We start from the raw sequence: 25,986 nt of genomic DNA, 5'->3' as shown, positions 1-25,986 counted from the left end.
TTCTTTTATACTATAAAATTGTAATCATAAAACGCTTTTACGCGTTTGTCATCTGTGTCAAATATTTCATTAAAGGTTCCTTGTCGCTCAAACTTTCCGTCCAACAACATGACTATCCTATCTCCTACCGTCTTAGCACAAGCCAAGTCGTGTGTAATGATAATAGAGGTCGTCTTATACCTCGCTTGTACTTCGTTAATTAATTTATTAATATCCAAACAGGTGATGGGATCCAAGCCTGCTGTAGGTTCATCATACATCATGATATCGGGTCTTAATATCAATGTTCGGGCGATACCGATACGCTTACGCTGTCCACCGGATAGCTCCGAAGGCATCTGGTTAATAGCTTGTGACAGCCCTACGCCTTCCAAAACATCCTCGACCTCGGCATTAATTTCTGCCCGGGTTAAATTTCGCTTATTGCGTACTAACGGGAATTCAAGATTCTCCCTCACGGTCATACTATCGTATAATGCACTATTTTGAAACGAAAACCCAATTTTCAAACGTAACTTCTGCAGTTCTTTGACCTTCAGCTCTGTAACGGACTCACCAAGTACATGAATGGAGCCAGAATCGGGCGTCAATAATCCTGAAATCAACTTAATAAGTACCGATTTACCTGTTCCTGAACGTCCAAGCACCACCAAATTCTCGCGATTAAATAGTTGTAGATCGACATCTCTTAACACATGTAGGTCACCAAATGACTTACTGACGCCTTTGACATCAATTACGACATCGTTATAATCTATATCTAAACCGTTCTTCTTTTCCATATGGCTAACTAAAAGCGGCTAAAATTTGAACAATTAATATCTCTTCTATAAAAACGATAAACATGGACGCTACAACTGCGCTATTTGCCGCTTTACCGACCCCTTCAGTTCCTTTTGATGAATAATAGCCACAGTAGCTGCTCACCGCTCCAATCGTGAAACCAAAGACAATCGCCCTAAAGACCATCGCAAAAATATCCTTATAGGCGATAGCTTCGAAAACCTGAGTAAAGAAACTTAAGAAGCTAACATCATCCTTACTTGCAATACTCAAGTACCCACCTACAAGACCAATTCCTGCAGTATAAAAACAAAGGATTGGAATCCCTATTGTGGTGGCCCATATACGACTGACAATTAAAAATTTAAATGGATTGGTCCCGGACACCTCCATCGCATCGATTTGCTCAGTCACATTCATAGAGCTTAATTCTGCACCAATTTGAGAACCTACTTTACCAGAGGCTATCAATGCTGTAACGAGCGGAGCGAGAGCACGAATGATTGCGATGGATATTAATGAAGGCAACCAAGAAGTAGCACCAAATTCTTCTAATGATGGGCGCGATTGTTTTGTGAATACAAAACCTACGATAAATCCAGTTACACTGATGAGTGGAAGTGATCTCCACCCTATTTCATAACATTGACGGATTATTTCTTTAAATTCAAATGGAGGACTGACAACTTCCTTTAAAAACCGCATCAAGAAACGGTGGATGTTAGCAAACTCTATAAGTAAATTCCTTACTTTATTCTTCATTTACACAACAAATTATTTACTTCTACTACTGTAAATTCTATTCAAACAGGCTGTAAAGGTACTAATTTCTAAATTTGATCCGGATATTTTTTTTCTTAGCCCTGAAGAGTGAATGTTTAACACACAAAACAATATCTAACCTACATTATTCAATTACAAAATGTTGGCCATTTTGTTTGATAACTTGAAAATAAAAAATTGCTAACTCTTCTTATTAAACCTACAGTGGCTATGTACAGTCATACCAATAAATAGGCAAATATATTTACGTTTTAAATGACAACACTATGAGACGGCTAAAAAAATCAAGCATATATATCATAACCATCATCGGACTGGTTGGTTTATTTTTCGTATCACCTGCTGGAGCTCAAGTGAGAGGGGGAGTATCAATCGATTTATTTTATGACGAATTATCTCCCTACGGAGATTGGGATAGAGACCCAAGCTACGGAGATGTATGGTACCCCAACGAGGGCCCAAACTTCAGACCTTATTCGACGAATGGATACTGGGCGATGACGGAGTATGGCAATACTTGGGTATCAGACTATCCTTGGGGATGGGCACCCTTCCATTATGGTAGATGGGTCCATTCCAACTATAGAGGCTGGGGTTGGATTCCTGGATACGAATGGGGACCTGCATGGGTAGATTGGCGAACCGGTAATGGGTATTACGGATGGGCACCAATGACGCCTTCTATCAACATTGGCGTGTCAATAGGCATGGCTAATCTTTGGGTATTCTTACCTTCACGTTATATATTTGACCGTCACTTCCATCGCCACTATGCCCATGACCATCGGACTATTTACAATAGGACGACGATTGTGAACAATACTTACGTAGTGAATAATAATCACTATTACGGAGGCCCGTCTCGTAGAGACATGGAGCGCTCTACTGGTCGCAGTGTCGCTGTACGGAGTTTAAGAGATAGTGATAGACCGGGCAGATCGCAGGTAGACAAGCGTTCGGTATCAATATACCGTCCAGATAGAAGTAGAGACAATGGTCGCTCAACGACTGATCGTTCTGCGAGGACAGATAGAAACGACAGGTATGACTTTCGCTCGAACAACTCTTCATCTCGGGGAGACAACTCACGGACTACTGACAGGACAGTTGGAAGAACGAACAGGACCAACAGTGAAAGAGATCGGACTATCCGTAATGATCGGAACGGTAACGCTCGTGTAGAAAACAACACTAGAGGCCAATCTGGTCGTGTGGAAACCAATCGGTCTGAACAACGATCATCCAACACATCCCGCCCTACACGTGGGAGTGACGGCCGCTCTGTAGAACGAGGACAATCCAACACCGAGATATCAAGAAATAGAGGTGAACGGAATACACAGCCAAACAATGGTGCAGCGAGTCAAAATCGTACGGAAAGAAATAATTCAGGTGTTGAGCGCCAACAGAGGTCATCTAGAGGAGGCGAGTCAACACCTCAAAACAGACCCTCGATAGATAGAAAAAATACACAGCCGCAGATGGAAAATAGAAGTAGAAGCCGCTCTAGCGAAAGCTCGACTCGTTTTCAACAAGCCAGCAATAGAGAACAAGTACAAAGCACCTCTTCACGCAGCTCAAGCAGAGGTGAGAGAGGAACGACACAACATACAGGAAGACAATCTAACACAGGGAGCGAAAGAAGTAGCAGAGGTCGCTAATATATAGTTTAATTGAAATAAATTTGTGAAGTAAGGTGCCCTTATAATAAGGGCACCTTTTTTATGAGACTATGAACAACAGCGGTCTTGCTATGATTAAATGCGTTAAAAAGCCTATGTTTGCCGTAACTTTTGTATTTTGGTATATTAATAATGGTCAAACTTGCTAAGAACAAAACATGACAACACTCACGTCTATACTGGATAACGATTTTTACAAATTCACCATGCAATTTGCCGTCGTCAAGTTATTCCCAAAGGCCAAGGCTCGATACCATTTCATTAATAGAGGTGAGCACAAATTCCCAAATGGATTTGGCAAGCTGCTGGAAGAAGCAATACAGGCTATGGCGAAGCTCAAACTAACCAAGGCCGAGAAAAAGTTTTTTTCTGAAAACTGTCCTTATATTGATCCTACTTATTTTGACTTCTTAGAAGGTTACCGTTATGATCCGGATGAGGTGATAATCCAGCAAAACGGGACAGACCTATCTGTCCAGATTGAAGGATATTGGTATAGAACAATCCTTTGGGAGGTCCCCATAATGGCTTTAATATGTGAATTATACTATACAACGACCTTCCAAGATCGAATCTCAGACGCTGCTGTCATCCATATTGCCAAGGAAAAAATCCTCAAGTATGACAAACTGGGTGTTACTATCGCTGACTTTGGAACGCGAAGACGGCACTCTTATTTTGTACACAATCTAGTCGTAGAGACCCTAAAGAAATATGGAAAAGGTACATTCATAGGATCGAGCAACGTACATTTGGCCATGGTCCATCAAATTAAACCAATTGGCACGCATGCTCATGAATGGTTTATGTTCCATGCAGCCAAATATGGCTATAAAATGGCGAATCATCTGGGATTAGAGCATTGGTCGGAGGTATATCGTGGCGATTTGGGAATCGCCCTGGCAGACACTTATACGACAGACGTTTTCTTCAAGCAATTTGACAAAAAACTATCCAAATTATTTGATGGAGTACGCCACGACAGTGGGGATGCTCTATTATTTGCAGATAAAACTATCCAACATTATGTGGCAAATGGGATCGATCCGCTCTCCAAAACCATCACCTTTTCTGATGGTTTGGATTATGAAAAGGTGGAGAAAATATCAACCTATTGCAAAGGAAAAATTGGTTACTCATTTGGAATTGGCACGAATTTCACCAACGATGCTGGTGTGCCAGCAATGAATATTGTGTTGAAGATGACGGACGCACATCCTGAAGAGGGAGAATGGACATCCGTTATTAAACTATCAGATGAACCCAAGAAGCATACCGGTAATGATGAATCCATCGATTTAGCAAAGAAGACACTAATGATTGAAGACTAATGAATAGAGATGTATATGGAGAGGCGTTACAAGATTATTTTGCAACGGGTGAAGAGTTATCACCGCTCTTGCTACATAGCAGCTACGGTGATATAGAAGAAATGCCTATAGATATCTTTTTTAGGGAAGATGAGGATTATACAGAACTGGAATTCATTGCCCTATCGCTATGTGATGGTAAGGTACTGGATGTTGGTGCTGGAGCAGGTACGCATGCACTCTATCTCCAACAGAAGGGATTTGAAGTCGAAGCACTGGAAATTTCTACCGTAGCGACCAACATAATGGCCCAGCGTGGTGTGCATCATATTCTTAATAAGAATATCTTTCAACTGCAGAATACGAAATACGACACTCTTCTTTTTCTGATGAATGGAATTGGTCTAGCAGAAGATATTGAGGGGTTCAAAAGACTATTAAAACATTGCAAGTCTTTACTTACGACTCGAGGGCAACTTTTATTTGACTCCTCAGATATCTCCTATTTGTACGAAGAGTATAGAATACCCAAACCTGATCACTACTTTGGGGAGATCAACTATCAATATGAATACAAAGGCATAAAAGGATCTCCTTTCAAATGGCTATACCTTGACCAAAAGATGTTGATCAAGATTGCTCGGGAGGAAAACTGGGTCGTACAAATCCTATTTGAGGACGACAATGACCAGTATCTGGTACGAATGGAACCACGAAAGAATGAATTTGAATTTTAAAAGTATTTCGATAAAAAGGTTCTTACGCTACTAGCGTAAGAACCTTTTTATCGAAATGAAACCCACCTATCTTTCCTTAGTCAATATATTCAAACCCAGTGTACGGCACCAATATAGCCGGAATCTTGATTCCTTTCTCCGTCTGGTTATTCTCTAGCAACGAAGCTACTATACGGGGTAGAGCTAGGGCCGAACCATTCAAGGTATGTGGTAGTTGCATCTTGCCTTCCTCATTTTTGAAACGAACCTTCAAACGATTGGCTTGGTAAGTTTCAAAATTAGAAACAGAAGAAACTTCTAACCATCTTTTTTGAGCAGTACTATATACTTCCAAATCGTAGGTAAGCGCTGCTGTGAAGCTCATATCACCACCACACAGACGCAATACTCGATACGGGAGTTCCAATTTGCTCAGTAGTCCTTGAACGTATTGACACATTTCTTCGATAACTTCATATGATTTGTCAGGATGTACAATCTGTACAGCTTCCACTTTGTCGAATTGATGAAGTCTATTCAACCCTCGCACATGTGCACCATAAGAACCTGCTTCGCGACGAAAGCATGGCGTATAGGCACAATGACGAATCGGGAACTCTTCTTCTTTTACAATGACATCCCGATACATATTGGTTACGGGAACTTCTGCAGTAGGAATCAGATACAAGTCATCCTGTCCCACATGGTACATTTGTCCTTCTTTATCAGGAAGCTGTCCAGTACCAAATCCAGAGGCTTCATTCACAACGATGGGAACCTGTACTTCTTTATATCCTTGCTCGCCTGCTTGATCTAAAAAGAAATTGATCAAGGCACGTTGAAGCTTTGCCCCTTTACCTTTATAGACAGGAAAACCAGCCCCTGCGACTTTATTACCCAATTCAAAATCAATGATATCATACTTAGCTGCCAATTCCCAATGAGGCAATGCATCCTCCTCTAAATTAGGAATAAGCCCTTGCTCAAAAATAATCTCATTATCCTCTGCCGCCACGCCTTGTGGTACAGTGATATGTGGTAAATTAGGCAGTTGCACAATCTTGTTGTGTAGCTCAGACTCAATCTCAGACAGTTTTTCTATCATGACTTTAATCTGCTCCTTATACCCTGAGGACTGGGACTTGATAGATTCTGCTTCGTCTTTTTTACCTTGGCGCATCAAATCTCCTATTTGCTTCGCTGCAGCATTAGCTTCTGCTGAAAGAGCATCCGACTCCGATTGAGTTTTACGACGTTGTTCATCTAGACTGATGATCTCATCTACCAAACCCATCTCCTTGAAGTTCTTCACTCCTAATCTTTCGATTACCTTATCCCTGTTTTCACGGATATAATTTAATTGCAACATAATAGCATGTGTTTTATAATCAGCAAAGATAACAAGTGCAGAGAAAAATCTCGATATCAATTCATAAAAGGTTTGACAAGATGGTGTGTAACATGCCCCTTATGCCAAAAACGATGTGAATTTATTAATACAAAGATATTGTTCTTACTATTCGTAAGGTTGCAAAGCACTTAAATTCCTATCTCTGTGGACAAGACTCATAGATAGTTGGGACAAACTGAGAACATTTCTCTAATGGATAGTCATTTAATAAAGCAAGCTTATGTTAGAACTAATTGACCACAAACTAATTCTACACACACGAAAGTATTCATGCGTGAATAACTTGACACTTACAAAAAAACTTTACCTTTGACTATGCTATACTTAGTACCCACGCCGATAGGCAATCTTGAAGATATGACTTTTCGTGCCATACGCATCTTGAAAGAGGCCGATTTGATTTTAGCTGAGGATACACGTACTTCGGCTCCCTTATTGAAGCATTTCGGTATTGATAAAAAGGTATTTGCTCATCATCAGCACAATGAACACAAGGCCGTTTCCGAAATCATCCGTTTTCTGAAAGAGGGTCAACAAATCGCCCTTATCTCTGATGCAGGGACTCCCGCAATTTCGGACCCTGGTTTTCTATTGGTTCGAGAAGCTATCAAGGAGGGCTTGGAAGTCCAATGCTTGCCAGGTGCAACGGCATTCGTTCCAGCACTTGTCAATTCGGGCTTACCAAATGACCGTTTTTGCTTTGAAGGTTTTCTTCCTGTAAAAAAAGGACGCCAAACGAGGTTGAAAAACCTGTCAGGGGAAAGCCGCACTATGATATTTTACGAATCTCCACATCGATTACTGAAGTCTTTGGACGAATTTATAGCTACATTTGGGGAAGAGAGATTGGCTTCTGTATCCCGAGAATTGAGCAAAATGTATGAGGAAAATACACGTGGAACATTAAGAGATGTTAAATTACATTTTGAAAACAATCCGATTAAGGGAGAATTTGTAATTTGTATAGCAGGATTAGACTAATTTTTAGAGAATCTTATTATTTATCCAAATAGAGTAGAAAATGATTGTTGATAAGTATATACAGGACGGACAAGACGTCAAAGTAGTAGAAAAATTGGTAGACAAGCTACAGGATATGATGACCCCTGGAGAGCAGATTGACTACATTGCTCTGCAGAAAAAACCTGCAGTAACGATTCTACCGGACAGCATCGCGGTGAGTAGCAAGCGTATCTTCCTATGTGAGTTTACAAAATTGGGACTAGCCACTAATTTTGAAATTTTTAGCTGGAAGGACATTAAGGATATCGCATTTAAAGAAGAAATCTTTGGTTCAAAGGTGACGGTCATTCCACTCACTGGTGAGAATCTCAGCATTGATTATATTCCAAAAATACAAGCCCGCAAACTATACCAGTTAATCAAAGGTGCTTTGGAAACCAACAAGAAAGAGGAGACAAAGATAGAGCGAATAACAGAAATCCCCAAGCCCGCACCTGTGATTATAGAGGAACAGGAAGAGCGCCCTAGTGACTCTCATCCTATTTCGGAATACACAACACCTGCGGAACCGACACCAGTCCCATCTTACACAACGGCACCACTGCCTCCGCCCTTGAACGAGCAGGCCACACCTGTAGAAGAGGCTGATGATGAAATTACCCTGAAATTAAAAAAATTGAAATCACTGTTTGACAAACAGCTGATTACTCAAGCGGAATACGAGAACAAGAAGAACGAATTACTTTCTCAACTGTAGACGTGAACAACAAATATGTATTGGCACTTTTAAGTGCCTTTTTATTGTGGCTGGCATGGCCGCCGATTCCTTATACCGGCCTGGTTCTATTGATTGCTTTTGTCCCCTTACTGTTGGGTATAGAACAGATTATAAGGAATGACAGCTCCCTAAAAGGTAGAAAAGTATTCGGCTTGGCTTTTTTGACTGGTTTCATCTGGAATACGGCATCTATTTATTGGGTTTACAATGCTATGAGTGCCCAACTGCCTGCCTATGCCGCGCTTCCCATTTCTCTTATCCCATTTGGCTTGGCCCCACTTTTGATGGCCACAGCCTTCTGGTTATATTATCAACTGCGAAAAAAAAGAAGCTTACCGATTTCATTGGTTGGACTCGCTTCGTTATGGATAAGCTATGAATACCTCCACCAGACTTGGGACTTAGCTTTCCCATGGATGACGCTTGGCAATGGGTTTGCAACCTCTCACCAACTCGTACAATGGTACGAACTGACAGGTATATACGGTGGTTCTTTATGGATTTGGCTGGTCAACATCCTTCTTTTTGTGCTTTTTCTACATAGGCATCAACACTATGTCCTCAAACGTCATAAGCTCGTATTAAGTTTATTGATTGGAATTATAGCCATTCCCGTGATTGGCTCAATAGTTCGATACTCTACGTTTGAAGAACATGTCAATCCCTCTGAAATTGTAGTGGTCCAACCTAATATCGATCCTTATAGCAAATTTGGACCAATTCCCCCCGAAGATCAGTTACAGACTCTTCTTCAACTTTCTAAATCGGTAAGCAAACCAAATACAGAATTTTTCATTTGGCCCGAAACGGCTATATCCTCCCGCAGCTGGATTGATGAAGAAAATTTTCGCGAGTATCCTGCATACGAGGAGATACTGACTTTTCTGGACTCCTACAAAAATGGGAATGTACTTTCAGGAATCGAGAGCATCCGATTTTACAATGACCAGCGCACCACCACGGCACGACCTTACGGGAGTCAATTCGTGGATCATTTTAATGCTGCTGTATTGGTAGACAATTCTTCCAAGCTCCAATTTTATCACAAATCCAAACTTGTACCTGGTGTAGAGCAAATGCCCTTTGGTTCGGCTCTGAGTTTCATGAAGCCCCTTTTTGCGCAGTTTGGGGGTACTACTGGCGGCTATGGACGTCAGGACGAACCCAGTGTATTTTATAGTCAAAGTGGCATCGGAGCAGCACCAGTAATCTGTTACGAATCTATATGGGGCGACTATGTAAGTGATTATGTCCGACAAGGTGCTCAATTCATCACTATTGTGACGAATGATGGCTGGTGGAAAAATACTTCAGGTAAAGACCAACACCTCCAATATGCCAAGTTGAGAGCGATTGAGAATCGTCGCTGGGTGGCACGTTCGGCAAATACGGGCATTTCGGCCTTTATTAACCAGCGGGGTGATATCGTTCAGCAAACGGAGTGGTGGGTACCAGCAGCGCTAGCTCAAGAGATTAACCTGAACGAACAGCTCACGTTATATACCCGATATGGTGATCTTATTGCATTTGCGTCATTAATAACAGCATTTCTGTCAATCCTATTATTGATAAAGCCTACTAAAAAAGTAGTTTAAAAAATGAATACTAATTTCTAACTTTGCTGAATGCAAATTTATTTCGATAATGCTGCGACGACTCCACTAGATCCTGAAGTCATCAAAGTGATGGTAGAGACCATGCAAGAGAATTTTGGAAACCCCTCTTCTATTCATTCTCATGGTCGACAAGTTAAAACAATAGTTGAAAAAGCTCGAAAAACGGTATCTGCCCTATTAAAGACTTCTCCTTCTGAAATCTTCTTCACTTCGGGTGGTACGGAAGCAGATAATATGGCTATAGTTAGATCGATAGTAGACCTTGGCATCAAGCATGCAATATCATCGCCTATAGAACACCATGCTGTATTGCATACGCTAGAGGAGTTGGAGAAAGCAGGACAAATACACCTTCAACTTCTCCGTGTAGATGAAAAAGGAAATGTAGATCTTAATCAACTAGAGGAGTTATTGGCACAGCAACCCCGAACATTTGTTTCACTGATGCACGCCAATAATGAGATAGGAAATCTAACCGACATCAAATATGTAGCGGAGATATGTACGCGCTATCAAGCGGTATACCATGCGGATACAGTACAAACTATGGGGCATTACCACCATAATCTTAGCGAATTAAATATAGATTTCATTACAGGTGCTGCACATAAATTTCATGGCCCGAAAGGAGTTGGTTTTCTATATGTGAATGCAAAAAACAAAATCAAACCATTGATCTATGGTGGTGCTCAAGAACGTAATATGCGAGGTGGGACGGAAAATGTATATGGGATTGTAGGTTTGGCAAAAGCACTTGAATTGTGCTATCAACACATGGACCAAGATCGGGAACACATCCAGGGCATCAAATCTTATATGATGGAAGAGCTTGTCCAAGCAATACCCGATATCCAATTCAATGGCGAGACGGATCAGGATCGCTCGTTATATACCGTATTAAATGTCGCTTTTCCATGTACCAACATGTCAGATATGCTATTATTTAGCCTTGATATCGCGGGCATCTCTTGTTCCGGGGGTAGCGCATGCAGCTCGGGAACGGACATAGGGTCACATGTATTGACTGCCATAAGAGCGTCAAGCGACCGACCGTCTGTTCGATTCTCTTTTTCTAAACTTAACACAAAAGATGAGGTGGATTTTGTCGTTGCTAAGCTCAAAGAGCTTTGTCAACATGATGCATTGGTGTAGTATTCCATATGATTATAAATAAGCAAGGAGCCTATTAATCAATAGGCTCCTTGCTTATTTATAACCCTTGACTAATTTTCAATTTTGGATAGCAGATACTGGTCGGCGAGATCACCTCTCATATCATTACCTGACAGATCCAATTGTCCCAAGTGGTCTTCAAAAATTTTAAATTTATAATCGATACCCTCTAGACTCAATGTACTTGCATGAATCTTCCATCTACCAGCTTTGATGAAATTTTCGTCACTTTTGCCAAGATATTTTGTACTTAACCGATACGATTTATCTGCTTTGATTTGCAGGATTGTCTCAATACCTTGGCAATCAGTACAGGGCAATACACCTCTATAGTTTCCCAAGACCTCACTTCCGCTAGTTGCTACGCCATTTTGTTGTGCGATATTCTGTTCGGTAGAGTTTGAGTGTTCATTTTTACCTTGACGGTTGTTAATACAACCCGCCAATGCCATAAGCAATAAAAAAGTGGCAAAAATGTACGTTAACGTTTTCATGATTCTAGTAACTTACTAAGAGCGAATCAAAAGTGATACCACAAAATCAATAATTATACGTTTTCGCTAAACTTTAACATTTAATAGTCCTCATCTTCATCCTCGCCCAAAGCGAGTCTATATGCTCCCCTAAGCTCATTCAGAGCATGCATATTGCGCTTGCTCTGTGCGACAACCATGCCTTTTTCATAATAAATTATAGCTTCATCGGTACGGTTTAATTTCTCCAACAATTTTCCTAAATGATAGTAAGTACCAACATAATCGGGAAATTGTTCGGTTATTGCGACAAATCTTGCCAGCGATTCTTGTTCATTCCCTAACTTCAAATACTCATTTGCTAAAGCGTAATGCAAAAAAGGGTCTTGTGGAGTTTCCTTCAAAAAATCTTGAAGCTGTTCTAGTTTAGAAGACATATGTTTCAATCCTTAATATATATATCCAAAAATAATCATTGATTCGTATAAACCTAAATCTGTAGAAGAATCACGGTATCTCAAATTACGATTTACTATGCTAGCATATAAAATGACATTCCACTGACGATTAATACAACTACATTAACAATTCGAAAGAAACAATCACAACACACTTAAAAACAATAACTTAAAAGAACAAACATACTTAAAGAGGACATATTATTAGTCAAAAAAGACAGGAAATCAAAAAAGCAAAAAACAGAAAACAAACTCCTCTTGTTTTTCTTTTACACCAATTTATATTAGGTTTGTGTAAAACGCATCCGATTATGAGAATATTAGTTTGTATAAGTAATGTCCCCGATACGACATCCAAAATAACATTTGCTAATAATGGTTCAACATTCAATACGGCAGGTGTTCAATTTATCGTGAATCCATACGATGAAATTGCTTTATCCAAAGCTATTGACCTAGCTGAGGGAGGAAAAGGCACAGTGACTGTCATCAATGTTGGTGAAGGCAGTACCGAACCCACAATCCGAAAAGCTTTGGCAACTGGTGCTGACGATGCCGTTCGTGTCGACAGCGAGCCTAGAGATGCTTGGTTTGTAGCCAACCAAATTGCCAGCTATGTGAAGAGCAATGCTTTTGACCTCATCCTTACGGGTAGGGAGTCAATTGACTATAACGGTACACAAGTGGCTGCGATCCTTGGCGAACTATTAGACATCCCGTCTATCTCCATTGCAAAGAAGCTGGATATTGAAGGCAATAATGCGACAGTTGAGCGCGAGATTGAAGGAGGCAAAGAAGTCTTGAGTACCACGCTTCCAATAGTGGTGGGTGTGGCCGAAGGTGTAGCCGAACCTAAAATCCCAAATATGCGTGGTATTATGAGTGCGCGTACTAAGCCTCTAGCTGTGATTGCGCCTATCGAAGTGTCTCAACTCTCTTCCGTAAGCAACTATGAATCACCTGCCCCTCGTGGAGCTGTCAAAATAGTAGGTGCCGCAGAAGTGGAGAAGTTAGTGGGTCTTTTGCATGATGAAGCAAAAGTCATTTAATTCATTTATTGAAAAAATTGAAGATTATGTCTATACTCGTTTATATCGAAAATATCGAAGGACAGTTTAAAAAATCGGCTTTCGAAGTCGTTTCCTATGCTAAAGCCGTAGCTACTCAAACTGGGGACACAGTTACTGCAATATCTATTGGGAATGTGGAAGCCTCAGAATTGGAAAAACTAGGGCGATATGGTGCAGAGAAAGTCTTAAGCGTCCAAAGCAATGATCTCAAAAACTTTGTCAACCAAGCCTATGCCTTTATAATTGCTGAGGCGGCGAGGCATGAGGGGGCTAAACTTGTGGTACTTTCAAACTCTTTCAGCGGCAAGGGATTGGCTCCACGTGTCGCAGCTAAACTACAGGCGGGACTTGCTGACGGAGCAATCGAATTGCCTCAAATAAATGGAGATTCGCTGTCTGTTAAGAAGACCGCATTTTCCAACAAAGCATTTGCAACAATCTCATTGACATCTCCTATCAAAGTAGTCTCTCTAAATCCAAATGCATTTGAAGCAAAGACGTTAGGAGGTACCGCGAGCATTGAAGCTTTTGCTCCGCAAGTTAATGCAAAAGATTTAAGCACTATTGTGAAGGAAATCGTAAGGGCTACTGATAAGGTATCATTGCCTGAGGCCGAGATTGTGGTCTCAGCTGGTCGCGGCCTTAAGGGACCAGAGAATTGGGCAATGATTGAAGAGCTAGCCGAAGTGCTTGGTGCAGCGACAGCTTGCTCAAAACCTGTTTCAGACGCTGGTTGGAGGCCTCATTCCGAACATGTTGGACAGACCGGAATTGTGGTCAGTCCTAATCTATATATTGCCATCGGTATTTCGGGAGCTATCCAGCATCTAGCAGGTGTAAGCTCTTCCAAAACCATAGTCGTTATCAACAAAGATCCTGAAGCCCCTTTCTTCAAAGTTGCTGACTACGGTATCGTGGGTGACGCTTTTGAGGTGGTACCTAAACTGACAGCAGCATTAAAATCATACAAAGGAAATTAAAAAAACAACTCCTTACTATTCGAAAAAGTGGTTACTCTAGATAATTGCAGTAGCCACTTTTTTTTGGCCATCAATTTACATGTTTTGGTAGTGAAAAAACGATGTCGCGAATGACAATGTATAGGGTGACAAATTGCTTATATATCACGCTATTAAATTGCATATAAAAGCAAATTTGTCTAAGTTTGTACATCGTAAGAGGGAAAATGAAGAAAATCAATTTAGATATTGTAGGGCTTTCGTATAGCCAGACCCAATCGGGGGCATATGCGTTAGTACTTGGCGAAGTTGGCGGGAATAGAAGATTACCCATCATCATTGGTGGCTTTGAGGCGCAAGCCATTGCCGTCGAAATCGAAAAGATGACACCGAGTCGCCCACTTACCCATGATTTATTTAAATCATTTGCAGATGCATACGAAATTACACTACAAGAAGTAATTATATACAACCTTATCGATGGCATCTTCTTTGCAAAGCTTATTTGTAGTGATGGCAATGCGACAACGGAAATTGATGCTCGTACCTCTGACGCTATCGCTTTGGCTGTGCGTTTTGATGCTCCTATATACACCTACGAGTTTATCATGGCTGCGGCGGGAATTGTAATCGAAAGCAATGACTTTGCCTTTCTAGAAAACATAGAAAATGTAGAAACTGCTCAGCTTTCCAAGGAACAACACAAATCTCCTCCCCCACCTCAGACCAAATCAGTTTACAGCTCATTGAGTGACGAACAATTGGAGACAGCTTTAGACAAAGCAATCTCTGAAGAACAATATGAGGCCGCAGCCGCCATTCGAGACGAAATCTCGCGCCGAAAATCTACTCGCTAGATTTAGAATTAACGAAATCCTTACTACATGTCCATTAAACTCCGATTGACTATCATGAACTTCATACAATTCTTTGTATGGGGAGCTTGGTTAATCACAATTGCAAACTTTTGGTTTGGCACAAAACAATGGGACGGCACACAATTTGGCGCTATTTTCGCCACAATGGGTATTGCGTCGCTATTTATGCCAACCCTTATTGGAATAATCGCCGACCGATGGATAAATGCGGAACGTTTATATTGTGCCCTCCACATTTTATATGGATTGATTCTGTTTTACTTACCTCAAGTCACTGATCCGGGATCTTTTTTCTATATCATGCTTGCAGCGATGTGCTGCTACATGCCCACATTGGCGCTATCCAATTCCATTGCTTATACAGCTCTGATTAAAAACAACTATGATTTGGTTAGGAGTTTCCCACCGATTCGAGTATGGGGCACTGTAGGTTTTATAGCGGCGATGTGGATTGTCAATCTTTCCGGTAATAAGGCTACTGCTAATCAATTTTATATAGCGGGAGCAGCAGCTATTGCTTTAGGCCTCTATGCACTAACACTTCCAAAAAATACGCCTCAGAATCTAATTAAGGAAAAAAGTTCGTGGATTCAAACATTTGGTTTGGAAGCGTTCAAGCTATTCGGAAACTACAAGATGGCATTGTTCTTCGTCTTTTCCATGTTTTTAGGTGGGGCATTGCAGCTGACAAATGCCTATGGTGATGTTTATATCGACGAATTCAAGTTCTTTCCTAAATATACAGACTTATTGGTTGTAAAATATTCGACAATCATCATGTCGATTTCTCAGATTTCGGAAACATTGTTCATCTTGGCCATTCCCTTTTTCCTAAAAAGATTTGGCATTAAAAAAGTTATGCTGATTTCGATGGTAGCATGGGTATTACGCTTCGGACTATTTGCATATGGCAATCCGGCTGATGGACTGTGGATGATCGTCCTATCCTGTATCGTATATGGAATGGCATTTGACTTTTTTAATATATCTGGATCTCTTTTTGTAGAAACTTCTACGAACTCCAAGATACGCTCTTCTGCTCAAGGACTCTTCATGATGATGACCAACGGGTTTGGAGCAGTACTGGGCAGCCTTATTTCGGGCTGGGTCATCGACCACTATTTTACGATGTCATTTGCCGACGTCAATCACCTCGCAAGTTTTCTACAGACACAGGTAACAGATGGTCATTTTCTGGACTTTATAAAGGAAAAAGGTACGACAGTATTGAGCAATGGAAATTTTGAGAAACCTATCTTCTTAAAAAACTGGCACCACATCTGGCTTGCATTCTCTGCATACACGCTTATAGTGGCCATACTGTTTGCAGTATTGTTCAAGCATGAGCACGACCCAAAAGCCCTTGAGAGCGCAAATCATTAATAGATGTTGTGTTAGCTTATCCAGAGTTGTATATAATCAAGCTGAAGGTTAACGACAGACTTGTAATCGACTAACGACCGGGAGAACTCAATAGAATTGGATACACTTATTTACAAAAAAAGGTAGTCTGGCGACTACCTTTTTCCATCTTAAAACAAACTATGTTACGCATGTGTTTCACAACAGATCGCTAACATTTTTAACCCTAACATTGGATATAAACAAAAATTACTCTGACACAAATATAGGATCAGGATATTAAGGTATCATTAAGCATCAATTAAATCATCATTATTTTCATCTGGTTAATACGTGTACAAATGCATCGTATATATACCAGATTACATAGGGAGGAGCTTCTCAAAAAAAAAGACATCTTAACCAGATGTCTTTTCACAAATTCATATATTGCTTGTTAAACAACTAGCCCTACCACTAGTCACTTAGACAATTATCGAATCAAAAAGGTACTGCTCTCGGCAATTTCATACTTACCTCGCTTGGGCCTCGGCCAACATTTTTAAAATCTCGTCCACCACGGTCTTTGCGGCATCCTTCATTTTGGGATTTCCCGCATAATCTGCATCGAGAGTTACTTTCTTAGATTTATCTTTATAGTTGTATTCGACATAAAACCTTGGAATCTCTCGTCCCACTGTCGAATCCGGTCGCGGGGTTGTCATATCGTTATCTAGATTCCAAAATCCGAGCTCCATAGCCTTGCGGTGCAGATAAAGTAAATCATCTTTACGCAATTTTAGGGTATCACTAATTAATACGTCATTTTTATCGAGATATTGATAGTGATGCGTTTTGGTATTGTACTCATTGACCATATGATGTGGTTCACCGTACTTAATGACAATCGATTCGAAATCAGCAAACCGATATGGTGCATTCTTCACCATATTTGAATAATAAAACACACAGTACAATAAGAAAGGCACAACAATACAAAGCCCAATGAAAATCTTTCTACTATTTACATTCATCTCTAAATCTTAAATTTTAGACAAAAGTACGCAATTATGTTAGGCTAAAAAGTTTTCCGTCTTTTTTAGTGGTTTAGATTTTCAAAGCACCTGCTCCTGTGAAGTATTTGGCATACCACGAATCGGTCAGGTCTGAAATAATCACGCCCTTACGAGTAGACACATGGACAAATTTGTGATTATGTAGGTACACGCCTACATGATCGATTGCCTTACCTCCAAAAGAGAAAAAAACAAGATCTCCCTCCTTAAGTTGCCCCTCCTTCTTGCTTTTTACGACAGTCTCAATATCACGAGATGTACGTGGAATAATCTTACTATAGACATCTTTGTAGAGTATTCCCACAAAAGCCGAACAATCTATCCCATTCTTATTCTGTCCACCAAGGCGATGCGGACTACCAATCCATTGATTGATAAAACCATAAAGATACCTATTGTCTAACTCTCGCACATTCACACCCAACAGCTTCGCATAATTCTCCATGTTGCTGCCCGTTAAATCTAAATTTCTAGCGGAACTAGCATCCGAAAGAATCTCATTACTACCTATAGGTCGACTATTAGGTCCTATCAAAACCTTTTTACGTGTACTACACGCTGTCAACAATACTAAAAATGTTAAACAAAAATAAATGTAACGCATCCTCATGTAAAAGTTGGTCATATGCAAATGTACTTAAAACGTCAAATGGCACCAACATATTAACGGGAAACTTGCTCTATTCGTACTTTTCCTCTGACATAAGACCTCTAATGAAAAAGAAGATGTTAATAAATCCATTTTACAGACTAAGGCAATCATATTGTAAAGGAAATTATTTAGGTTTGCCACGAACATTAGCATATGGAAAAATTAAAGGGGGTATTAGCCGTATTTATTGGTGCAGGTAGTTTTGGTATACTATCCACATTTGTGAAACAAGCATATTCCCAAAATTTCACACTTTCAGAAGTTATCGGGATGCAAGTACTATTTGGAATGGTAATCTTGTGGATCATCTATCTTGGCATGCAACTATTTAATAAAAAGAGATTAGATAGCTACCCAAAAAGAAGTAAGATGTGGACTATTGTAATAAGCGGATTTTCTACGGGACTGGTCAGTATCTTATACTATAAATGCGTATCGCTAGTCCCAGCATCATTGGCTATTGTCTTACTCATGCAATATATTTGGATAGGAGCACTGATTGAATACATTGTCTTCCGTGTCGTCCCTAGTAAAAAGCAATCAATCGGCATTGTAGTCATTCTCATATGTACACTCCTAGCTACCGGTTTAGTAGATAAGGGAATTGAATCCTTTGACTTAATGGGAGTAGGTTATGGGATATTGGCAGCTACGGGCTATGCTGTATTTTTAATCGTCAACGGACGTGTGGGCAACGACTACCCACCCATTCAAAAAAGTGCATTAATGGTTACTGGATCCTGCATTTTAATCTTTGCGTTATTCCGACCGTTCAACCTATTCTCCGGCGAACTGGGAAATGGGCTCTGGCACTTTGGTCTCATACTTTCTATATTCGGAACTGTACTTCCTCCCCTACTGTTTGCATACGGGATTCCCAAGATAGGAGTTTCATTGAGCAGCATCTTAAGTGCGGCAGAGCTTCCTGTCGCGGTCGGCATGTCTTATTTTGTACTTCTGGAACCTGTAACCTCTCTCCAGTGGATAGGAGTCGTCTTGATTCTGATAATCGTAGTCTGGATGAATATTCGGAATAAAGAAGATGATTACCGATACCATTAATGAACCAGCACCTCAGGGAGCTCCTCTACTTCGACCTCACAGCTATCCGTTATAGATGTAAATTTGACGGGAATGACTTCATTGACCAACAATGGGTCATATGGAGTGCGCACTTTGACATAGTTTTTAGAAAAACCATGCATGTATCCTTCTTTCTCATCGCCTTCAAATAATACTTGCCCAATCTTGTCTAATTGTTTCTCATAAAATGCTCGACGTTTTTTTTCTGAAAGAATATGTAACATTTTGCTTCTATCGCTACGCTGCGCTCCTGGTACTACACCTTCCATTTGTGAGGCAATGGTATTTTCACGTTCGGAATACGTAAATACATGCAGATAGGATATATCCATTTCGTTGAGGAATTGATAGGTATCCAAAAAGTCTTCGCGGGTCTCTCCAGGGAATCCAACAATAACATCTACGCCTATGCAACAATCAGGCATCAAAGCTTTTATTTTTTCTACACGCTCCGCGTACAACTCACGTTTGTACCTGCGGCGCATAAGCCCTAATACTTTGTCGCTGCCCGACTGTAGGGGCATGTGAAAATGGGGCACAAATCGCTTAGATTGTGCAACAAACTCAATGATATCGGTTGATAACAAATTGGGCTCTATAGATGAAATTCGAATACGATCGATACCGTCTACTTCATCCAACGCGGTAACTAAGTCCAAAAACCGATCTTCTCGTCTTCCGTCCCTTATTCCAAAATCTCCGATATTAACACCCGTCAATACAATTTCCTTAACACCAGAATCGGCTATTTCTTTGGCTTGACGAACGATATCTTCAATGGTACCCGAACGACTTGCTCCACGAGCCAACGGAATGGTACAAAATGTACAGGAATAATCACAGCCATCCTGCACCTTCAAAAATGTACGTGTACGATCGCCGATTGAATATGCGGAAACGAATTGATTGGTTTCATCAATAGGAGCATTATGAACAATGGTCTTCTCTTGTTTGGTCAAATCATTGATATGCGCTATGATGTTGAACTTCTCGGCAGCTCCTAATACCATATCTACTCCAGGAATATCCGCAATCTCTTGCGGCTTTAACTGCGCATAACACCCTACAATAGTAATATATGCATTGGGCGAATATTTTAAAGCCTCTTTTACGACCTTCCTACATTTCTTATCTGCATTGTCAGTAACTGAACAGGTGTTGATTACATATACATCTGCTTGGCTATTAAAAGATGTGGTTTCATAGCCTGCATCTTTAAAAACACGGCCAATAGAAGATGTCTCTGAAAAATTGAGTTTACATCCAAGGGTATAGAAAGCTACTTTTTTGTTCATGATAATTCTGCAAAAATACATAAAAACTGGCAAAATGTGAGTTGTTGAAAAATTGTGACACTTCAATGGTCTTAAATCTCTTATCTTCGTCTAGTCTTTTAATAAAAATCATGAAACAATATCTAGATCTCTTACAGCACGTATATAACCATGGTGTCGTCAAAACTGACCGTACAGGTACCGGAACGAAAAGTGTATTTGGTTATCAGATGCGTTTTGATTTGAAGGAGGGGTTTCCACTTGTAACGACTAAAAAATTGCATCTTCGCTCGATCCTACACGAGCTTATCTGGTTTTTAAAAGGTGAAACAAATATCCAATATTTAAAAGAAAATGGGGTAAGTATCTGGGATGAATGGGCTGATGAAGAGGGCAATCTAGGGCCTGTATATGGCTCGCAATGGCGTTCTTGGCCAACACCAGACGGGCGACATATCGATCAAATTGCACAAATCATCTCACAATTGAAAAATACACCTGACTCACGAAGGATTATTGTATCAGCATGGAATGTTGCAGAAATCGAAAATATGGCTTTACCTCCCTGTCACGCTTTTTTTCAATTTTATGTAGCACCTGCACAACCAGACAAAGGGATATTAAAACCACAGCTCTCTTGTCAACTCTATCAACGAAGTGCTGATATTTTCTTAGGCGTGCCTTTCAATATTGCGTCATATGCATTATTGACAATGATGGTAGCACAAGTTTGCGATATGGAGGCTTCCGAATTCATTCATACCCTAGGGGATGCACATATTTACAGCAATCACTTTGAACAGACAGAGTTGCAATTAAGCAGAACACCTTTGGCTCTGCCACAAATAAGAATAAATCCCGTAGTCAAGAATATATTTGACTTTAAGTTTGAAGATTTTGAACTGGTCAACTATGAATCTCATCCGCATATCAAAGCACCTGTTGCTGTATAGGTATTAAAGAAGATTAAGATTTAAAAATGAAGTAGGAAGATTAAAAATATTGAATTACTTTTTTCTACTCTTAATCCTATTATCCTTATTCCAAAAACAATGAACAATCTTACCATAACTTTAATCGTAGCAGCTACGGAGAACAATATCATAGGAAAGAACAATCAGATGCCTTGGCACTTGCCTAATGATTTTAAATATTTCAAAAAAGTCACATTAGGACACAGTGTTATCATGGGTAGAAAGACTTTTGATGCCATTGGTAAGCCCCTTCCCGAACGTCGTAATATCGTTGTAACTCGTAATCAAGACTTCAATCCGCTAGAGGTGGATACGGCCAATAGCCTGAACGAAGCTTTGCTTTATTGTCGAGATGAACGGGAGATATTTATTATCGGCGGTGCCAATATTTATGCGCAAAGCCTGCCTTTTGCAAACCGAGTATTGCTTACTCGTGTACATACCGAATTAGATGGGGATGCAAAATTCCCAGAACTTGCTCCACAAGAATGGCTATTAGAAAGTGAAGAAAGACATGAGGCAGATGAAAAGCATGCATTTGCATATACATTCCAAGTATATGTACGCCAAGCCAAATGAATGTGACGGATGGTGAATTAGTTATTTATTGGTTTCGTCGTGACCTTCGTCTGACGGACAATCATGCCTTATACAGGGCTTTGGTGTCAGGGGGGAGAGTGCAACCTGTTTTTATTTTTGACACCAGTATACTATCTCAAATTGAGAATAAGGAGGATGCAAGAGTAACGTTCATTCATGAACGGCTTTCGCAAATCCAGAGCCTATTGGAACCTTACGGTTCAAGTATCAAAACTTACTTTGGAGATCCTGAGAAAATATGGAAAGAAATACTATCCACATATGCTCCAAAGGCAGTATTTGCCAATAGAGACTATGAACCTTTGGCTTCTCAAAGGGACCAAGAAATTGAGAACTTACTATCTAGAAGCAATGTAGATTTCTATTTGTTCAAAGACCAAGTTATCTTCGATAGAGCGGAAATTGTAAAAGGTGACGGCACACCTTATACTGTCTATACACCATATAAGAATAAATGGATAGATAGGCTCGAACAAGATGAAACACAGCTTCTAGTATTTCCCTCACTGGAGCAACTCGACATGCTCTACCCGTCAAAACACGTCCTACATACGCTTTCTCAAATCGGGTTTAGAAAGTCGAATATCGAATTTCCACCTGATGTGATAACTGGTGATATCATAACTCACTATCCCAATACAAGAGATATACCTGGGCTAGATAAGGGCACTTCTCGTCTGGGATTACATTTGCGATTTGGAACTATTAGCATACGAAATCTAGTTTCCAAAGCTTATGCAAATCAAGATCGTACTTTTCTAAGCGAACTGATTTGGCGAGAATTTTTCATGATGAACTTGTGGCATTTCCCCAATATGATTAATACCGCTTTTTACAAAAAGTACGATTACATTATTTGGGAGAATGACACGCTACAATTCGAAGCTTGGTGTAAAGGAAAGACAGGATACCCGCTCGTCGATGCAGGAATGCGCGAGTTGAATGCTACGGGTTTTATGCACAATCGTGTCCGTATGCTTACTGCTAGCTTTCTATGCAAACACTTGCTCATTGATTGGCGATGGGGTGAGGCTTACTTCGCTCAAAAGTTGCTCGACTATGATCAAAGTGCCAATGTCGGCAATTGGCAATGGGCTGCGGGGTGTGGTATGGACGCAGCTCCATATTTCCGCATATTCAATCCAACGTTGCAGTTGAAAAAATTTGACCCTCAATTGATTTATATTAAAAAATGGGTTCCCGAGTTTCAAGAACTAACTTACCCTCAACCCATTGTCGACCACTCTTGGGCTAGAGAGCGAGCTCTTGCGCGTTACAAATCGGCACTCTCGAATTCTTAGCCTATTTGCATTTTTATGCAAATTTCAACTACCTTCACTCAAGAGTAAGCTTTGAACATCAGCGCTCGACCTGTGTATCATCATTATTCATTCACCTAAATGGACTACCCCACTCGCACCTGGATGGGAACTATTCGTGAATACTTTAAAATATCCAATGCCTAACCAAATGAAAAAGACATGTTGTTTACTATTGAGTTTACTTGCTATGAATAGCTTCGCACAAAGCACAGATACTACCTACTTAAAGCAGCTCCTGCAAAAACATTCTGATGTCTTCGCAGACGTCCTTAATCATCCTCGACATCACGAGGTGCAAATCCTATTTACACAAATCAATCGAAATAAGGAGAATGTTGCGAGTTTTCAATCCTTTTCATATAGATTGGATTCAGAATGGTATTTCTATCCAGCTAGCACGGTGAAATTAACGACCGCTATATTTGCATTGGAAAAAATCAATGAGTTGAACATAAAGGGGCTTACTTCGGATACTCCTCTACGAATCGATTCGGCATTTGACAAACAATCTAGTGTCTACACTGACCTGTCTGCGATAAATGGACTCCCTTCGATAGCTCAATATGTCCGTAAAATCCTCTTGACAAGTGACAATGATGCCCAAAATAGACTTTATGAGTTTATTGGTAGAGCGGAACTCAATAAAAAGCTAAAAAAACATGGAGCAAAACACAGCCGTATTGTGAATCGGTTGGCGATTGGCGATAAAGGAATTTGGTCTAAGCATACCAATCCCATTACCTTCTTCCTGAATGATACGATTGTCTATCAACAGGCCGCTCAATATGACGCTAGTGACTATCCCATTGCCTTACAAAACACAGTACAGGGCAAGGGTCACATGAACGAAAAAGATGAAGTGGTGTATGAGCCTTGGAGCTTTGAAGGACTGAATGTATATACTATTGAAGACCAACAGATGATTTTAAGAAAACTACTATTTCCAGAGTCATTTCCTGTATCAGAGCGATTCTGCCTACAAGAAAGGGACTACTGTCTATTATATGATTACATGTCTAGGTATCCACATGAATCCAATTATCCCAGCTATGACACTGTGGAATTTTGGCCGACCTATAGTAAATTACTCTTTTATGGAAGGGAAAAAAATGCAGTTTTAAATCCGAACATTCGAATCTTTAATAAGTATGGAGACTCCTACGGATACAATATTGACAATGCCTATATCGTAGACTTTAAAAATGGTGTGGAGTTTTTACTCACGGTAGTGGTGCAAGCCAATGCCAATGAGATATACAATGACGGTATATATGAATACGAAACTGTTACTTACCCCTTCTTGAAAAATTTGGGTCAAATATTATACCAAGAGGAGTTGAAACGGGTGAAGGAAGTAAAACCTGACCTGAGCAAGTTTGATTTCAGAAAAAGACTAAAGTAAAAAACAATTGGGAAAGGGAGCATAGTGTAATTATCTCCCCTTTCCCAATAAGGCAACGTTACACCTTAGTTACTTCTTTAACGCGACTTCGATCAACTGCCCATAGAATTCTGTCTCACTCATCCCTGCCGCTCGTACTTGTTGGGGGATGAAGCTTTGGGGTGTTTGACCAGGTATGGTATTGATTTCAATAAAATAGAATTTATCCGTGTCCTTTTCAAGAAAAAAATCAATACGAACCATGCCTTTACAGTTGAGTCGTACATAGATTTCTCTAAGTATTTGTGCAATTCTTGTCGTTTGTAATGTGGTCAAATCTGCTGGTGTAATTTCTTCAGTCAGACCCGGCGTATACTTGGCTTCGTAATCAAAAAACTCTCGCGTAGTCCTTACCTCTGTCGCTGGCAACACGACCAACTCTCCTCGCTCATTTCTATATACCCCCTCTGAAAACTCACGTCCAGTAACAAACTCTTCAACAATCACCTGCCTGCCTGTATTTTCGGCATTAAATGCTTTGGCAATGGCATCAGGCAGCTCAGTGGCGGTCTTCACCTTAGTCATACCAATACTACTGCCTCCGGCATTGGGTTTCACAAAATATGGAAGAGCCAGGTTGGCCTCGACCAACTCAACGGCATAATCATATTGGGAATCAAACAACAAAACAGATTTTGCCATATGAAGATAGTCAATTCCTTGCAAAACAGATTTTGTGTATCCTTTATTCATCGTCAATGATGAGGTCAGTGCGTCACAAGATGTATATGGAATATCCAACATGTCAAAATATCCCTGCAGTCTACCATCTTCTCCTGGAGTCCCGTGGATCATAATAAAAGCTAAATCAAAATGAATTTTCCTGTCTTCCAATTGAAGCGTAAAATCTTCTCTTGAAATTACATGTTTAATTCCAGCGTCATTAACATAAAACCATTGTTCTTTAGTAATCGTAATAAGGTAGACATCATATTTTTCATGGTCTATCTTAGCATATACGAAAGCTGAACTTTTGAAAGAAACTTCCGATTCGCCTGTATATCCTCCAGTTAATAATGCTATTTTTGCTTTCATAAAAATTTAGTGATTCTTAATAGCAAATATAATTTGCTATACACGGAAAAACGAATAATTTTGTTTTAATATTTCCGCAGTAAAAGTCATCTTTCAGAAGCAGCGGAAAGCCGATTCGTGGGCAAGATGTCCACC

At 40.2% G+C, this 25,986-nt stretch carries 25 protein-coding genes; 16 read left to right on the top strand and 9 right to left on the bottom strand.

Annotation, left to right across the window (positions count from 1 at the left end):
* Positions 1 to 5 precede the first annotated feature (5 nt).
* Together OQ289_RS04720 and OQ289_RS04715 are read right to left on the bottom strand one after the other, a co-directional pair.
* Complete coding sequence (locus OQ289_RS04720; RefSeq protein ID WP_270089631.1) at positions 6 to 782, bottom strand: ABC transporter ATP-binding protein; 777 nt, start codon at positions 780 to 782, stop codon at positions 6 to 8.
* 4 nt (positions 783 to 786) lie between these two features.
* The gene (locus tag OQ289_RS04715; RefSeq protein ID WP_033564893.1) at positions 787 to 1,545 is read right to left on the bottom strand and encodes an MlaE family ABC transporter permease; all 759 of its coding nucleotides are present in this window, start codon (positions 1,543 to 1,545) and stop codon (positions 787 to 789) included.
* Between the two features lie 287 nt (positions 1,546 to 1,832).
* Between OQ289_RS04715 and OQ289_RS04710 the strand changes: the two genes are divergently transcribed.
* From OQ289_RS04710 to OQ289_RS04700, 3 genes are all read left to right on the top strand, one after another.
* Entirely contained in the window at positions 1,833 to 3,227 is a 1,395-nt protein-coding gene (locus OQ289_RS04710) for a DUF6600 domain-containing protein (protein WP_270089630.1), read from the top strand.
* A 179-nt stretch (positions 3,228 to 3,406) separates the two neighbouring features.
* Positions 3,407 to 4,579 carry a nicotinate phosphoribosyltransferase gene (pncB, locus tag OQ289_RS04705; protein ID WP_270089629.1) on the top strand — a complete coding sequence of 391 codons (1,173 nt, stop codon included), beginning with the start codon at positions 3,407 to 3,409 and terminating at the stop codon, positions 4,577 to 4,579.
* Entirely contained in the window at positions 4,579 to 5,295 is a 717-nt protein-coding gene (locus OQ289_RS04700) for a class I SAM-dependent methyltransferase (RefSeq protein WP_270089628.1), read from the top strand. Before pncB ends, OQ289_RS04700 begins: the two co-directional genes overlap by 1 nt.
* A 76-nt stretch (positions 5,296 to 5,371) precedes the next feature.
* Here the strand turns inward: OQ289_RS04700 and serS are convergent, their stop codons facing one another.
* Entirely contained in the window at positions 5,372 to 6,643 is a 1,272-nt protein-coding gene (gene serS / locus OQ289_RS04695; RefSeq protein WP_270089627.1) for a serine--tRNA ligase, read from the bottom strand.
* A 357-nt stretch (positions 6,644 to 7,000) separates the two neighbouring features.
* Here serS and rsmI point away from each other — a divergent pair, with 357 nt between their 5' ends.
* From rsmI to OQ289_RS04675, 4 genes are read left to right on the top strand one after another with little or no spacing between them, the layout of a single operon-like run.
* Positions 7,001 to 7,666: a 16S rRNA (cytidine(1402)-2'-O)-methyltransferase gene (gene rsmI, locus OQ289_RS04690; protein ID WP_270089626.1), complete on the top strand. Its 666-nt coding sequence runs from the start codon at positions 7,001 to 7,003 to the stop codon at positions 7,664 to 7,666.
* Positions 7,667 to 7,706: 40 nt separating this feature from the next.
* Positions 7,707 to 8,405, top strand: a complete 699-nt coding sequence (locus OQ289_RS04685) for a PH domain-containing protein (protein WP_270089625.1) — start codon at positions 7,707 to 7,709, stop codon at positions 8,403 to 8,405.
* A 2-nt stretch (positions 8,406 to 8,407) separates the two neighbouring features.
* Complete coding sequence (gene lnt / locus OQ289_RS04680) at positions 8,408 to 10,021, top strand: apolipoprotein N-acyltransferase (protein ID WP_270089624.1); 1,614 nt, start codon at positions 8,408 to 8,410, stop codon at positions 10,019 to 10,021.
* A gap of 30 nt (positions 10,022 to 10,051) precedes the next feature.
* Positions 10,052 to 11,194, top strand: coding sequence for a cysteine desulfurase family protein (locus OQ289_RS04675; protein WP_270089623.1), 1,143 nt, complete (start codon positions 10,052 to 10,054; stop codon positions 11,192 to 11,194).
* A gap of 71 nt (positions 11,195 to 11,265) precedes the next feature.
* Here the strand turns inward: OQ289_RS04675 and OQ289_RS04670 are convergent, their stop codons facing one another.
* Together OQ289_RS04670 and OQ289_RS04665 are read right to left on the bottom strand one after the other, a co-directional pair.
* Positions 11,266 to 11,709, bottom strand: a complete 444-nt coding sequence (locus OQ289_RS04670; RefSeq protein WP_270089622.1) for a copper resistance protein NlpE — start codon at positions 11,707 to 11,709, stop codon at positions 11,266 to 11,268.
* 80 nt (positions 11,710 to 11,789) lie between these two features.
* Positions 11,790 to 12,125 carry a tetratricopeptide repeat protein gene (locus OQ289_RS04665; protein WP_270089621.1) on the bottom strand — a complete coding sequence of 112 codons (336 nt, stop codon included), beginning with the start codon at positions 12,123 to 12,125 and terminating at the stop codon, positions 11,790 to 11,792.
* A gap of 332 nt (positions 12,126 to 12,457) precedes the next feature.
* Here OQ289_RS04665 and OQ289_RS04660 point away from each other — a divergent pair, with 332 nt between their 5' ends.
* The 4 genes from OQ289_RS04660 (at position 12,458) to OQ289_RS04645 (ending at position 16,436) form a co-directional block, all read left to right on the top strand.
* Positions 12,458 to 13,195 carry an electron transfer flavoprotein subunit beta/FixA family protein gene (locus tag OQ289_RS04660; RefSeq protein WP_270089620.1) on the top strand — a complete coding sequence of 246 codons (738 nt, stop codon included), beginning with the start codon at positions 12,458 to 12,460 and terminating at the stop codon, positions 13,193 to 13,195.
* A 26-nt stretch (positions 13,196 to 13,221) separates the two neighbouring features.
* Positions 13,222 to 14,196 carry an electron transfer flavoprotein subunit alpha/FixB family protein gene (locus tag OQ289_RS04655; protein WP_270089619.1) on the top strand — a complete coding sequence of 325 codons (975 nt, stop codon included), beginning with the start codon at positions 13,222 to 13,224 and terminating at the stop codon, positions 14,194 to 14,196.
* A 206-nt stretch (positions 14,197 to 14,402) separates the two neighbouring features.
* Positions 14,403 to 15,032, top strand: a complete 630-nt coding sequence (locus tag OQ289_RS04650; protein WP_270089618.1) for a bifunctional nuclease family protein — start codon at positions 14,403 to 14,405, stop codon at positions 15,030 to 15,032.
* Positions 15,033 to 15,059: 27 nt separating this feature from the next.
* Positions 15,060 to 16,436, top strand: coding sequence for a nucleoside permease (locus tag OQ289_RS04645; protein ID WP_270089617.1), 1,377 nt, complete (start codon positions 15,060 to 15,062; stop codon positions 16,434 to 16,436).
* Between the two features lie 491 nt (positions 16,437 to 16,927).
* Here OQ289_RS04645 and OQ289_RS04640 read toward each other — a convergent pair whose 3' ends face one another.
* Positions 16,928 to 17,344: a hypothetical protein gene (locus OQ289_RS04640; RefSeq protein WP_270089616.1), complete on the bottom strand. Its 417-nt coding sequence runs from the start codon at positions 17,342 to 17,344 to the stop codon at positions 16,928 to 16,930.
* 157 nt (positions 17,345 to 17,501) lie between these two features.
* Positions 17,502 to 17,915, bottom strand: a complete 414-nt coding sequence (locus OQ289_RS04635; RefSeq protein ID WP_270089615.1) for a C40 family peptidase — start codon at positions 17,913 to 17,915, stop codon at positions 17,502 to 17,504.
* 360 nt (positions 17,916 to 18,275) lie between these two features.
* Here OQ289_RS04635 and OQ289_RS04630 point away from each other — a divergent pair, with 360 nt between their 5' ends.
* Positions 18,276 to 19,184, top strand: coding sequence for an EamA family transporter (locus tag OQ289_RS04630; protein WP_270089614.1), 909 nt, complete (start codon positions 18,276 to 18,278; stop codon positions 19,182 to 19,184).
* Here OQ289_RS04630 and mtaB read toward each other — a convergent pair.
* Positions 19,181 to 20,500: a tRNA (N(6)-L-threonylcarbamoyladenosine(37)-C(2))-methylthiotransferase MtaB gene (gene mtaB, locus OQ289_RS04625; protein ID WP_270089613.1), complete on the bottom strand. Its 1,320-nt coding sequence runs from the start codon at positions 20,498 to 20,500 to the stop codon at positions 19,181 to 19,183. The two genes, OQ289_RS04630 and mtaB, sit on opposite strands and share 4 nt — an antisense overlap.
* A gap of 110 nt (positions 20,501 to 20,610) precedes the next feature.
* On the opposite strand from mtaB, the gene OQ289_RS04620 reads away from it, so the two are divergent.
* The 4 genes from OQ289_RS04620 (at position 20,611) to OQ289_RS04605 (ending at position 24,777) form a co-directional block, all read left to right on the top strand.
* Positions 20,611 to 21,432: a thymidylate synthase gene (locus tag OQ289_RS04620; RefSeq protein WP_270089612.1), complete on the top strand. Its 822-nt coding sequence runs from the start codon at positions 20,611 to 20,613 to the stop codon at positions 21,430 to 21,432.
* Positions 21,433 to 21,531: 99 nt separating this feature from the next.
* The gene (locus OQ289_RS04615) at positions 21,532 to 22,032 is read left to right on the top strand and encodes a dihydrofolate reductase (RefSeq protein WP_270089611.1); all 501 of its coding nucleotides are present in this window, start codon (positions 21,532 to 21,534) and stop codon (positions 22,030 to 22,032) included.
* Positions 22,029 to 23,354 (top strand): cryptochrome/photolyase family protein, encoded by a 1,326-nt coding sequence (locus OQ289_RS04610; RefSeq protein ID WP_270089610.1) that lies wholly within the window; start codon positions 22,029 to 22,031, stop codon positions 23,352 to 23,354. Before OQ289_RS04615 ends, OQ289_RS04610 begins: the two co-directional genes overlap by 4 nt.
* Before the next feature lie 169 nt (positions 23,355 to 23,523).
* Positions 23,524 to 24,777, top strand: coding sequence for a serine hydrolase (locus OQ289_RS04605; RefSeq protein ID WP_270089609.1), 1,254 nt, complete (start codon positions 23,524 to 23,526; stop codon positions 24,775 to 24,777).
* Between the two features lie 69 nt (positions 24,778 to 24,846).
* On the opposite strand, the gene OQ289_RS04600 is transcribed toward OQ289_RS04605, so the two are convergent.
* Positions 24,847 to 25,851: a D-alanine--D-alanine ligase gene (locus OQ289_RS04600; protein ID WP_270089608.1), complete on the bottom strand. Its 1,005-nt coding sequence runs from the start codon at positions 25,849 to 25,851 to the stop codon at positions 24,847 to 24,849.
* Between the last annotated feature and the right edge of the window lie 135 nt (positions 25,852 to 25,986).

The sequence above is a fragment of the Sphingobacterium sp. SYP-B4668 genome, from assembly GCF_027627455.1.
In the GTDB taxonomy this organism is placed as follows: Bacteria; Bacteroidota; Bacteroidia; order Sphingobacteriales; family Sphingobacteriaceae; genus Sphingobacterium.
This window is presented reverse-complemented; position numbering and strand designations above follow the sequence as displayed.